At 45.0% G+C, this 12,856-nt stretch carries 12 protein-coding genes; all 12 read right to left on the bottom strand.

The features are described from left to right. Window positions 1-167 precede the first annotated feature (167 nt). On the bottom strand, window positions 168-1,070 hold the full coding sequence (locus F0229_RS07210) for an alanyl-tRNA editing protein (RefSeq protein WP_171732538.1): 903 nt from the start codon (window positions 1,068-1,070) through the stop codon (window positions 168-170). A 131-nt stretch (window positions 1,071-1,201) separates the two neighbouring features. Continuing rightward, window positions 1,202-2,683: a ribosome biogenesis GTPase Der gene (der, locus tag F0229_RS07205; RefSeq protein WP_017062511.1), complete on the bottom strand. Its 1,482-nt coding sequence runs from the start codon at window positions 2,681-2,683 to the stop codon at window positions 1,202-1,204. A 158-nt stretch (window positions 2,684-2,841) separates the two neighbouring features. After that, window positions 2,842-4,002 (bottom strand): outer membrane protein assembly factor BamB, encoded by a 1,161-nt coding sequence (gene bamB / locus F0229_RS07200; protein WP_017062512.1) that lies wholly within the window; start codon window positions 4,000-4,002, stop codon window positions 2,842-2,844. 10 nt (window positions 4,003-4,012) lie between these two features. Beyond that, a complete protein-coding gene (locus F0229_RS07195; RefSeq protein WP_171732537.1) occupies window positions 4,013-4,627 on the bottom strand; it encodes a tetratricopeptide repeat protein in 615 nt (204 codons plus the stop codon). Between the two features lie 79 nt (window positions 4,628-4,706). Further along, window positions 4,707-5,975 carry a histidine--tRNA ligase gene (gene hisS, locus F0229_RS07190; protein ID WP_017062514.1) on the bottom strand — a complete coding sequence of 423 codons (1,269 nt, stop codon included), beginning with the start codon at window positions 5,973-5,975 and terminating at the stop codon, window positions 4,707-4,709. 70 nt (window positions 5,976-6,045) lie between these two features. Then, window positions 6,046-7,167, bottom strand: a complete 1,122-nt coding sequence (ispG, locus tag F0229_RS07185; RefSeq protein WP_171732536.1) for a flavodoxin-dependent (E)-4-hydroxy-3-methylbut-2-enyl-diphosphate synthase — start codon at window positions 7,165-7,167, stop codon at window positions 6,046-6,048. Window positions 7,168-7,174: 7 nt separating this feature from the next. Next, window positions 7,175-8,131 (bottom strand): cytoskeleton protein RodZ, encoded by a 957-nt coding sequence (gene rodZ, locus F0229_RS07180; protein WP_171732535.1) that lies wholly within the window; start codon window positions 8,129-8,131, stop codon window positions 7,175-7,177. Window positions 8,132-8,571: 440 nt separating this feature from the next. Beyond that, a complete protein-coding gene (locus tag F0229_RS07175; protein ID WP_017062516.1) occupies window positions 8,572-9,714 on the bottom strand; it encodes a bifunctional tRNA (adenosine(37)-C2)-methyltransferase TrmG/ribosomal RNA large subunit methyltransferase RlmN in 1,143 nt (380 codons plus the stop codon). A gap of 441 nt (window positions 9,715-10,155) precedes the next feature. Continuing rightward, window positions 10,156-10,590, bottom strand: coding sequence for a nucleoside-diphosphate kinase (ndk, locus tag F0229_RS07170; protein WP_016797173.1), 435 nt, complete (start codon window positions 10,588-10,590; stop codon window positions 10,156-10,158). Between the two features lie 106 nt (window positions 10,591-10,696). Continuing rightward, entirely contained in the window at window positions 10,697-11,992 is a 1,296-nt protein-coding gene (gene pepB, locus F0229_RS07165) for an aminopeptidase PepB (RefSeq protein WP_171732534.1), read from the bottom strand. A gap of 206 nt (window positions 11,993-12,198) precedes the next feature. Further along, entirely contained in the window at window positions 12,199-12,399 is a 201-nt protein-coding gene (gene iscX, locus F0229_RS07160) for a Fe-S cluster assembly protein IscX (RefSeq protein WP_004740335.1), read from the bottom strand. Window positions 12,400-12,517: 118 nt separating this feature from the next. Then, window positions 12,518-12,856, bottom strand: a complete 339-nt coding sequence (gene fdx, locus F0229_RS07155; protein ID WP_004740336.1) for an ISC system 2Fe-2S type ferredoxin — start codon at window positions 12,854-12,856, stop codon at window positions 12,518-12,520.

The raw sequence follows: 12,856 nt of genomic DNA, 5'->3' as shown, positions 1-12,856 counted from the left end.
TTTATCTATTTTGATCAGCGATCTACCCCAAAAAGAATATTTATATCACCACACACCGAAAGCATAAGTTACATGTGCTGCATTTCAATTTTAAATAGTCATTTATATTAAAAGTTACATGCAAAAACAAAATAAACAGCACAGGCCATTTCGATCTGTAGTCTAAATCATCGAATTACATGCGTCAGCATTTCAATATGCTGGTCATCTAACTGGGTTAACTTAACGGACAATGCCTTAAGCTCTGAGGTGTTCTCAATGTGAGTACCACCACACGGAATAGACACTAAAGTGTCGGCATCCAACTGCCATTCCCAATAACGAGAGTCTGTTAATGCTTCGCCTTCCAGTCTCATTGCGACTGGCGTCGGCTCTGCAAGCCAGCCCGCAATCATCTGGTTGATATCAGCTTCGATGTCATCAAGACTTGCTAGCATGTCTGCAACGTTCAAACCGCGCTTCTTGAGGGTTTTGCCTAAACGATACTTATCGGAACACAGCTCTGGAGTCACAAAGCTCGTCACTTGTGCGTAGCTATTGAAGTCGTAACTGCCAAGCGGATCTTTTCTATCCGCATCTTTACGCCAGTAGCGCTCAGCCAATACTTTATTCAAAGCTAGGAAAGCGATGTGGCCAGCACTGTGACCACGGCTCAAACTGGCTTGGTACTCTTTATCAACCGACAACACGACTTCGTCGTTAACCTTAATCATAGAAGCAGATGTAGGTAGCTGGTGGACAACAACAAACGCCCATCCTTCCGTATCACGCTTAACAGGGATATCTGCTGCGATATGAAGCTTGCCAGTAGATTGTTCTATAGCACCAACAAGGCAGTCTTCAACGGGAAATTGCACGTCACCAACATTCACAAAGCCTTGGTCTGCAGGGTGATCGGGCCAAATATGACTCACTGGGTGGAAAGGTGTTACGTCGGCAATCAGGTAAGTTTTGCTGTCGTCGCTTTCAACGTATAGCGCTTTAGCATTGAGCTGCCAAGCCTGATGACAAAATTGAATAATGGTTGGTGTGATTGCTGACGCTGGTGTAATCAAATCGCTAGTAGTCATATCGTTCTTCTTTTGGAATCTAGTCTGATTCGTTAAGCCATGATGATAAAAACATATTGTTATGGCTTAACGTGAATTTTGCTTAAAAAAATACCCGAGACAGGCTCGGGTATCAAATCTATTGGAAAGGTTTACTTACGACCTTTAACCATGCTCATCATACGCTTACGTTTACGTTCTTGAGAAATTGTCAGCTTGTTTGTCTTAGCTTCAAATGGGTTCTCGCTGTTCTGGAATTGAATGCGAATAGGTGTACCCATGATTTCTAGTGAACGACGGTAGTAGTTCATCAAGAATCGTTTGTATGAATCTGGCAAGTTACGAACTTGGTTGCCGTGGATAACGATAATCGGTGGGTTGTAGCCACCAGCGTGCGCGTATTTCAGTTTCACACGACGGCCACGAACCATAGGCGGTTGGTGATCATCAGTCGCCATCTTCATGATACGAGTTAGCACAGAAGTACCAACACGAGTAGTCGCTGATTTGTAAGCTTCTTGTACAGACTCAAACAAGTGACCAACACCTGTACCGTGAAGTGCAGAGATAAAGTGAATACGTGCGAAATCAACGAAGCCTAAGCGACGGTCTAGCTCTTTCTTAACGCGTTCTTTAACGTCGTTATCTAGGCCATCCCACTTGTTTACGGCAATAACAATTGAACGACCAGCGTTCAACGCAAAGCCTAGCAAGCTTAGATCTTGATCAGAGATGTTTTCGCGAGCATCGATAAGCAGCAATACAACGTTAGCATCTTCAATCGCTTTCAGTGTTTTAACCACTGAGAACTTCTCTACCGTTTCGTTGATGTTTTTACGACGACGAACACCCGCAGTATCGATTAGAACGTATTCACGCTCGTCACGCTGCATTGGGATGTAGATAGAGTCACGAGTCGTACCTGGCATATCGTAAACAACCACACGCTCTTCACCAAGAATACGATTCGTTAGCGTTGATTTACCTACGTTAGGACGGCCAATGATCGCTAGTTTGATCGGTTGATCTTGAAGACGCTTGAATTCTGCTTCAGCTTCTTCTTCTGTAAATTCAACCTGCTCTTCTTCTTCGTCTTCAAACTCAGTTAAGTCGCTTACTTCGCCATTCTCAGCTTTTAGCGCTTCTGCGAATGGGTTAAGAGCAAGGTCAATAAGTGCAGTAACACCACGACCATGCGCCGCAGCGATTTGGTACATGTCTTCTACACCTAGTTGCCAGAAGTCAGCACTTGCAGCATCAGGGTCGATACCATCAACCTTGTTTACTACTAGCATTGAAGGCTTTTCTAGTTGACGTAGGTGCTTAGCAATCGCCACGTCTGAAGGTGTTAGACCCGCACGGCCATCTACCATAAATAGAACGACATCAGCTTCATCAATCGCCGCTAGCGACTGTTCAGCCATTTTAGTTTCAACACCTTCTTCAGTACCGTCGATACCGCCAGTGTCAATAACAATAAAGTCATGCTCGCTAAAATGAGCATGACCGTATTTACGGTCACGCGTTAAGCCAGGGAAATCCGCAACCAATGCATCACGAGTTCGAGTCAATCGGTTAAATAACGTAGATTTACCTACGTTCGGACGCCCTACTAGAGCAACAACAGGTACCATAACAACCTCTACAATTTCTTCTCTAAATGTAGTTATAGGTAAGCACTTGTTCGCAAGTTTAAACTCTTACCTATAACCACACGGTTTATTAATTTTTAACAACAAAACGGCTCCTGGCTGTTACCAACCAGGAGCCGACTGTGAATTATATCACGCTTTTATTGGCTAATCGTCAGTTTCTTTACATCGCCATTGCGAGTCGTCACTAAGTAGCCTTCAGGCAATTCAATTGGTGCAACCGCAAAGCCGCTATCATCGACTAGCTGTTGAGCAACAAACTCACCCGATGAACGGTCTAACCAGTGCAGATAACCTTCTGTGTCACCCACGACTACATAACCATTAATAATAGCAGGTGCTGTCAGTAAGCGGTTTTCTAACAATGGAGTGCTCCACAGTTCAGTACCACTACGAGCATCAACCGCAACCACATGGTCTTTGTCGGTAACAACGAACAAACGGCTACCATCACTTGCTAAATCAATCGCTGACGAGTAGTTACGCTTCCAAATTGGCTTACCAGAACGAAGGTCAATTGCAATCAGCTGACCATTGATACCTACGGTATACAGGGTGCCACCGAGAACAATTGGAGATGCATCAACATCAACCAAGCGATCGATTTCCGTTGCGCCTTTTGGCGTACCTACTGGCTGTTGCCAAATAAGCTGACCACGGTCGACGATAGCTGCAGCTAGACGACCATTTGCTGTACCCCAGAATACACCACCAGAAACCGCAACCGGTGAGCTATCACCACGGAGTGTTAGGCTTGGTACTTCAGTACTGATGGTCCATTTTTGTTCGCCACTTGCTTGATCTAACGCGATCAACATACCGCGACTGGTATGAACAATGACCATGTTGCTATCAGTTGCTGGGGATGCAAGCACCTCGCCATTCACTGATACACGCCACAGCTCTTCACCGGTCGATTCTTCCAATGCGATCACTTCGCCATTTTCAGAACCAACAAATACTTTACCGTAAGCCGCCGTTAAGCCACCCGATAAACGAGCCAGTACGTCTTTCTCAAGATCGACTTTCCACAGCGCTTTACCTGTATCAGGATCAAGCGCTTTAACCATACCTTCACGGCTTGCAACAAACACTTTGTCGTAAGCCAATTCTGGCGTTAGTTTTGAAAAGTAGTGACCAACACCATCACCAACCGACGTAGACCATTCCTGACTAGGAGTGAACTCGCTGTTTACCGTTGGTACTGGAGCCATGATTACGGTGTCTTCTTCACCCGCACAGCCAGCTAGTAGGCCAAGAGCAATCGCACACAACGCCGCTTTTGGAAACATCTTCTTCATTCAAAGCGCCTTATTTAGCTAGGTCGTCAAGTTTGATTTGAAGCGTTTGGCTAGCATCAACAGCTTGCTGTGCTTCTGTGTAAGCACTGTACGCTGCGTCTGTGTCGCCTTTACGAAGTGAGATATCACCACGCAGTTCAGCAACACGGCCTTTCCAAGATTCATCAGTCATAGCAGCAAGATCAGTCAATGCTGCGTCAAATTCACCTTGCTCAGCTTTAATGCGTGCAACACGGTAAGTAAGTAGTGGCGCAAGTGCCGCGTCCTTAGTTGACGATTTTGCCCACTCTAGCTGTTCAAGTGCTGCTGCTAGCTCACCCGCTTGCACTTGTACTTTTGCTAATTGCATAGCTGCAAGTACTGAGTACTCAGCATCTTTGTTTGCGTCGATGAAAGCTTGAATATCAGATTGAGCATCAACGCCCTTAGTATCAAGAGCTGAAATTACAGAGGTGTAGCTTTCTGAAGCTGCTTCACGCGCTTCAACGACTGAATCTTGGTAATAGCGCCAGCCAAATAGACCACCTAAACCAATAACCGCACCAAAGATTACGGCTTTACCGTTCTCTTTCCACCAATCTTTAATGGCTTCAACTTGTTGCTCTTCGCTATCGTAAAGTTCCACTTCCTGTCCTCTTTAATTCTTTAAACGCCAGCATAGTGCTGACGTTAGTATTCATTATGAGCGTTTGCTCAATGGCTAATTAGATTAGCGCAGCAACTTTCTCTGCAACTTCCGTTTGAGACACGGTTTCTTGCTCGCCGCCAACCAGATCTTTTAGCACAACTGTATTGTCAGCAACTTCGTTCTCACCAAGTACCAGCGCCACAACAGCACCTACTTTGTCAGCACGTTTGAATTGCTTCTTGAAGTTACCACCACCGAAGTGGTTCATTACACGCACGCCTTCAACGGTGTCGCGTAATTGATTCGCTAACTGCATGCCCGCGATCATAGTACCTTCGCCAGCAGCAACTACGTATACATCAACGCTACGGCGAACTTCTGTAAGCTCTAGCGTTTCCATCATCAGAACCAGACGCTCTAGACCCATTGCGAAGCCAACTGCATTGGTTGCTTTGCCGCCCAGCTGCTCAACAAGACCATCGTAACGACCGCCGCCACATACTGTACCTTGAGCACCAAGGCTGTCAGTGATCCACTCAAATACAGTGCGGTTGTAGTAATCTAGGCCACGCACTAGACGCTCATTAACTTGGTATTCGATACCAACAGCGTCAAGAAGTTCACACAAACCAGCAAAATGTTGCTTCGATTCTTCACCTAAATATTCAGATAGTCGAGGTGCGTCACCTAAGATAGCTTGAACATCTGGGTTCTTAGTATCAAGTACACGTAGAGGGTTAGTGTGCATACGACGTTTGCAGTCTTCATCTAGCACATCAATGTGTTGCTCTAGGAAAGCCACTAACGCAGTGCGGTAGCTTACGCGATCTTCTTGAGAACCGATCGAGTTCAGCTCTAGGCGAACGTGCTTATCGATACCTAGCTCACGCCATAGACGTGCTGTCATCATGATAAGTTCTGCGTCAACGTCTGGACCGTCTAGGCCAAACACTTCAACACCACATTGGTGGAATTGACGGTAACGACCTTTTTGAGGACGCTCGTGACGGAACATAGGGCCCATGTACCATAGGCGCTGTTCATCACGGTTGATAAGGCTATTTTGAATACATGAACGAACACAACCTGCTGTGCCTTCTGGACGCAGCGTTAGGCTATCGCCATTGCGGTCGTCAAAGGTGTACATCTCTTTAGAAACAACGTCTGTCTCTTCACCAACTGCACGGCTAAATAGGTTTGTTTCTTCAACGATAGGCATACGTACTTCGTTGTAACCGTATGCACTCACCACGTTTTTAACTGCGCTTTCTACTTTCTGCCACAGTGGTGATTGAGTTGGAAGGCAGTCGTTCATGCCTCGAATTGCTTGAATATTTTTAGCCACAGTATTTATTCCGTAATTTCTCACGACCAGGTGTTAGTGCGAATAGACAATCACACCCCATCGCGTTGTATTAATCTTCTAAGTTTTCTACATCAATGCGATTTGCTTTATCAAGCACTGACGCTTTTGCACGAATCTTAGCTTCAAGTTTGTCGACAAGGTCATCGTTGTCGAAGCGCTCTTTCTGACGCTTACCATCTTCGTAGAAGGCACTCTTACGTGCACTACCAGCTAAACCTAAGTGAGACACTTCAGCTTCACCAGGGCCGTTAACCACACAACCGATGATAGATACGTCCATTGGAGTGATCACGTCTTCTAGGCGCTCTTCAAGGGCATTAACGGTGTTAATAACATCGAACTCTTGACGAGAACAGCTCGGACACGCAATGAAGTTGATGCCACGCGAACGAATGCGCAAAGATTTAAGAATATCAAAGCCAACTTTGATCTCTTCAACCGGATCAGCCGCTAGCGATATACGCAGCGTATCGCCGATACCTTCAGAAAGAAGCATACCTAAACCTACCGCTGACTTCACAGAGCCTGCACGCGCACCACCCGCTTCGGTAATACCAAGGTGGAGAGGTTGATCAATCTGCTTAGCCAGCAAACGGTAAGAACCGACAGCAAGGAATACATCAGAAGCCTTCACGCTGACTTTGAATTGATCAAAGTTCAGACGGTCTAGGATATCTACATGACGCATTGCTGATTCAACAAGCGCTTCTGCTGTAGGTTCTGTGTATTTCTCTTGGATCTCTTTCTCAAGAGAACCACCGTTAACACCAATACGAATCGGGATATTCATATCACGAGCACAATCCACAACAGAGCGAATGCGGCTTTCGTTACCGATGTTACCTGGGTTGATACGCAGACAGTCAACCCCATACTCTGCCACTTTAAGAGCGATACGGTAGTCGAAGTGAATGTCAGCAACCAAAGGAACAGAGACCTGCTGCTTGATTAGCTTAAAAGCTTCAGCGGCCTCCATAGTCGGTACAGATACGCGAACGATATCTGCCCCCACTTTTTCCAAAGCTCTAATTTGAGCGACGGTCGCGGCGACATCTGTTGTTCTTGTGTTGGTCATGGATTGCACAGCAATTGGTGCACCATCACCGATCGGCACATCACCCACATAAATACGGGTTGATTTGCGACGAATAATAGGAGATTCGTGTTGCATATTAACTCTAAGGTAAGGTTATTCTAGCTACTTTGCCTGAAGTATACCCAGAAAGGTCGACAGGTTCACTTGCAAATGTCATTGATACGCCTTCTGGCGCACCTAGAATCACTTTATATGGCGCAGTTCCTGATAGATTTAACGACTGACCTGCTTTTTTGATGCCAGTCGACAAGGTTTTACCCGTTGCATCTTTTACTTGGATCCAGCAATCAGCGGTGAACTGCATCACTAGCTCGTTAGCCACAGCTTCAGGAGCCGTGCTAGCTTCAACCGCTTCTGCATTAGCAGTAACTTCAGCAGTTGGTTCAGTCTCTGTTGCTTGCTGTGCAGGAGTTTCGTCAGCTGGAGTAACAGCACCTGAAGTATCTTCCGCATCGCTTATTGCAGCAAGGCCTTCAGTACCTTCAACAACAGAAGCACCCGCTTCGTTTTGTTCAGCTTCAATCACTTCTAAAGAGGTGGATTCAGGGGCAAGTGATTCTTCTACCGCTAGCTCTTCTGAGCTTTCAGTATTCGCTAAAGATTGAGATAGGGTGTCTTGTTGTTGGTTCTGCCACCACCAAAGTGAGGAGATACCCGCAATGACCGCAAAAATACTCCAAGTCAGGATCATAATACGGCTGTTGTGCTTCTCGGTTTTGGTCTTACGAGAAAAGCTCAACATTTCTTGCTCTTGATGCTGAGCATCACCGGCATGATGCAGCGCACTCAATACGACTTTTTCGTCAAGATTGACGTATTTCGCGTATGAACGAATATAGCCACGCATAAACGTCGCCACTTGATCTGACTCGAATTGGTTTTCTTCAATTTGTTGGATCAGCGTAACGCGAAGTTTCAAGCGATCAGAAATCTGCTTTTGCGTTAAACCAAGAGATTCTCGTTTGTTCTTAAGCAGCGTTCCCGCTTCCAAAGCTGGAGCTACGGTTTCTTGCGTTTGTGTATCTTGTTCTGTGTTCATAGAGAGTGAACTTCTAAAGTATTATCGCAGGTTGAGGAGAGCGTTTTCTTATTGTCGTTTAAGCTCAATCTAACAACCCACGTTATGTGGAATTTTTCCTGCTATCTAAATCATCAACCCTTAAAGGCGAACATCATTCATTTGTTATGGATGACCTTCTCAGGAAGCTAGTTTATCAAGTAGCCAACCTAAATAGACATATTGATGATCAGTAGCAAGCGAGCACTTAAATTAATTTAAGATTAGTTAATCATAAGCTAATGCCATTACAAGGCAAAAACACTTTAAACAAAATTTACCGTCAGCTCATGGTTTTGTCCAAAATTTGACGAAAAATGTAAGAAAGCGTGGGCAAGAAGTCCAAAAAATCAAAAACTGCACCCCAGAAAAGCAACAAGCCAGAAGTAAGACTTCTGGCTTGTTTAGGTTCTAATCGCGTTTTATACCGCTTTTACTTCAATCACACCACCGGCAATCAAGTTCGCTTCAGAGGCTGCTTTAAGCATTTTAGTACGCTTGGTTCTATCAATCACATCACCGACTAACTGACCACACGCGGCATCAATATCATCACCACGAGTCTTACGAACGGTTACTGTGTAGTTGTATTCCATCAGCGTTTTTTGGAAGCGATCAATACGAGAGTTGCTTGGCTTCTTATAAGGCGACCCCGGGTAAGGGTTGAATGGAATCAAGTTGATCTTACAAGGCGTCTCTTTCATTAGCTCAGCAAGTTCACGTGCGTGGTCCATATCATCATTCACATGATCCAATAACACGTACTCAACCGTTACTTTACCGCGGTTAGCATTTGAAGATGCAATGTAACGACGAACAGATGCTAGGAAGTCTTGGATATCCCAACGGTCGTTGATCGGCATGATTTGGCTACGTAGTGCATCGTTTGGCGCATGTAGAGAAATAGCCAATGCGACATCGATGTTGTCTGTCATTTGGTCAAGGCCAGAAACAACACCAGAAGTTGATACGGTTACACGACGCTTAGACAGTGCGAAACCTAGATCATCAAGCATGATTTCTAATGATGGCATTAGGTTCTTCATGTTCAATAGAGGCTCGCCCATACCCATCATTACAACGTTAGTAATTGGACGACGACCGGTTTCTTTTTCTAGGCCGATTTCGCGAGATGCACGCCAGATTTGGCCAACAATCTCTGAAACTTTTAGGTTACGGTTGAAGCCTTGTTGAGCTGTAGAACAGAACTTACATTCAAGTGCACAACCAACCTGTGAAGATACACATAGCGTCGCACGGTCACCATCTGGGATGTATACCGTTTCAACGTCTTGGTCGCCAACGCTCATCGCCCATTTAATTGTGCCATCTGAAGAGTGTTGAGCTTCAGAAACAACAGGTGCAACAATCTCACAGCGACGTTGAAGTTTCTCACGTAACTTTTTGTTGATGTTGTTCATTTGTTCGAAGTCATCGACACCGAAGTGATAAATCCACTTCATCACTTGCTCTGCTCGAAACGCTTTCTCATTCAGTTCTTCTGTGAAAAATTTACGAAGACCTTTACGATCAAAATCGAGTAGATTGACTTTAGCTGTGGTCATGATGCCTCTCAATGACGGAACAATAATTAAGGGCGCGAATTGTACAGGCTTTACGCAACTTCAACAAGCATTGTAAAACCCTGTGTTTATTAAGACATTCAAACTTAAGCGATTAAAATTTGAACGATTGTATTTATCGGCCTGAGATTACCCAATTTAAACAAAGATTCCCGATTACACTCCTTCGTCGCTTTCGGGAATGACGTAAATAATCACCAATTGCTCGATAATATTTACCACGAGATGGTTGCTCCAAAGTTCCCCGTCATTCCAGAACTGAGGAACGAAGTATCTGGAATCTCCAATAACAAAAACAGATTCCCGATTACGCTCCTTCGTCGCTTTCGAGAATGACGACTAAATTGATTATCGAGAGCGTAAAATCCACTTACAAAAAAGGCCTCACCGAGGTGAAGCCTTTAGAATAATTTGCAGTGCCGATTATTGAGCTGGGCGTGGGCAAATTTCAGATTCTGGGAAGAAGAATTCGATTTCGCGAGCTGCAGACTCAGGGCTGTCGCTGCCGTGAACTGAGTTGTAACGCATGCTGATTGCGTAGTCAGCACGGATAGTACCGCATGCCGCTTCTTCTGGGTTTGTTTTACCCATAAGTTCACGGTAACGAGCGATAGCGTTTTCGCCTTCAAGCACTTGAACCATGATAGGACCAGAAGTCATAAACTCTTTAAGAGCTGGGAAGAACTCTTTGCCTTCATGTTCAGCGTAGAAGCCACTCGCTTGCTCTTCAGTAAGACGAACCATTTTAGCAGCAATAATTTCTAGGCCTGCTTTTTCGATACGGTGGTAGATTTCACCAACAAGGTTACGCTTAACTGCATCCGGCTTAACAATTGAAAACGTTCTTTCTAGAGCCATAGGGATTCCTTCACTTCATTTTTTTGTTATTAAATACTGAAATTACTGAGATCTTTCGATCTGAGCTTTATGAATGAGCGGCACAAAATACCGCTCACCCTTATTATTATTTTGCTTGGTCGATAAGAAGACGAGCCAGTGTGCGAACGCCCATACCCGTTGCGCCTGCCGCCCACTTGTCACTTGCTGACTTACGGTAAGTACCCGCGCAATCCATATGAATCCAACCTTTTTTGTAATCATCTACAAAGTAAGAAAGGAATGCCGCTGCTGTACTTGCACCCGGTGTGTAATCGCCTGTGCTGATGTTTGAAAGATCAGCAAAGTTTGAAGGCAACATACCACGGTGGAAATCAGCAAGAGGCAGTGGCCATAAGCCTTCTTTCTCTTGGTTTGCCGCTGTTAGCGCTTGGTGAGACAAATCATCATCGAAGCTTAATAGTGCGTGGTAGTCGTTACCTAATGCGTTTTTAGCCGCGCCTGTTAGCGTTGCACAGTCGATGATCAGCTCAGGGCTTTGTGCACTTGCGTACATCAGGCCATCAGCTAGCACTAAGCGACCTTCCGCATCAGTGTTCATGATCTCAACTGTTTTACCGTTTTTGTAGGTAATGATATCGCCAAGCTTCAATGCGCGACCAGAGATCATGTTCTCTGCGCAACATAGAATAAGCTTGATGCGCTTGTTAAGACCGCGTTCAATCGCAAGACCTAAACCACCAGTAATCGTTGCTGCGCCACCCATGTCAGCTTTCATCGCTGTCATGAATTGGCCTGGCTTGATACTGTAACCGCCCGAATCGAACGTAATACCTTTACCGACTAAACAGGCAAATACAGGTGCGTTTTCATCGCCTGTTGGGTTGAAGTCCAGTTGCAGCATTGCTGATGTACGCTCAGAGCCACGGCCGACCGCGTAGATGCCTTCCCAACCTTCGGTTAGTAGATCCTTGTCTTTAACAATCTTCGCTTTAACAGTGCCCGCTGGTGCCACTGACTTGATGTATTCTGCAGCCATTGTCGCAAGTTGACGAGGTGCCACTTCTTCAGCGGTTTTATTGATAATGTCACGCGTCCAGTCAGTTGCGCGAATACGAGCTTCAAGCTCAGTTTGATCGGCTTCTGAAAGTGCATCCCATTCCAATGCATTCTTTTTCTTTGGTCCACGGTAGCCTTGGTAGAAAGCCCAAACGCTTTCTAGATCCCAACCTTCACCACGAAGTGAAACGAATGCGATACCTTGTCCGTCAAGCGTACGACCCGCACGTTGAACTGCGCCTAGATCGTGGCCTTCACCAATGTGAATTGTCGCTCCCGCTTCTGAGAACGATAAAATAGCTCTTGCTCCCCACTGAGGCTGGGCAGCTTCTTGACTTAAAAATACTGGCATCTGTGTAGACATGATTTCTCCTTGTCATGAACCACTTCGAGAGTGTGATTCTGATTATTTTTTATTAGCTCACTGATGTTAGCATTATGTAGGAGGAAAATGTCATTTTGATAAAAAAACGGACCATAAGGTCCGCTTTTTTTAGTAAGAATTGTTAACTTGGCTGCGTTTTATATTGGACTGATGCCAACCCGCGACCAAATCATTAGACAAGAGGATTAATCCATCTCATCCATCCAGCACAAAATAATAGCCTCTAAGATCTTTTCGTTCGAGTGATTAGGCTCGTCATCAAACTCTTCAAGGTCTAATACCCACTGATGTAGGTCGGTAAAACGTACCGTTTTAGGATCAGTATCAGGGTACAAATCACATAGCTCAATTGCGATATCGCGAGAATCAATCCACTTCAAGCTCATAACACTTCCTTATATTTATCAGAGACACTTAGTCACTTTTATGATCTATATTCTAGGCCAGTTTTGCTAAATCGTTATCTCAGTCATGGCGAAAACCACCATGACTGTAGAGTAATTCTTAGTGATCTTCAGATGCTAGGTTCAAGGTGTACTTTGGAATCTCAACAACAAGGTCTTCATCAGCGACTTTCGCTTGGCAACCTAGGCGAGATTCCATTTCTAAGCCCCATGCTTTATCAAGCATATCGTCTTCTAGGTCATCACTCTCTTCTAAAGAATCGAAACCTTCACGGATCACAACGTGACATGTTGTACATGCACACGATTTTTCACATGCGTGCTCAATACCAATACCGGCCTTCAACGCTACATCAAGAACCGTTTCACCAGTTTTTGCTTCTAAAACAGCGCCTTCTGGACATAGATCTTCGTGAGGTAAAACAATAATCTTTGGCAT

Source organism: Vibrio sp. AIC-3, assembly GCF_013114515.1.
GTDB classification, from domain to species: Bacteria; Pseudomonadota; Gammaproteobacteria; order Enterobacterales; family Vibrionaceae; genus Vibrio; species Vibrio crassostreae_C.
The sequence above is the reverse complement of the archived record's forward strand: the minus strand, read 5'-3'. Positions and strand labels throughout refer to the sequence as shown.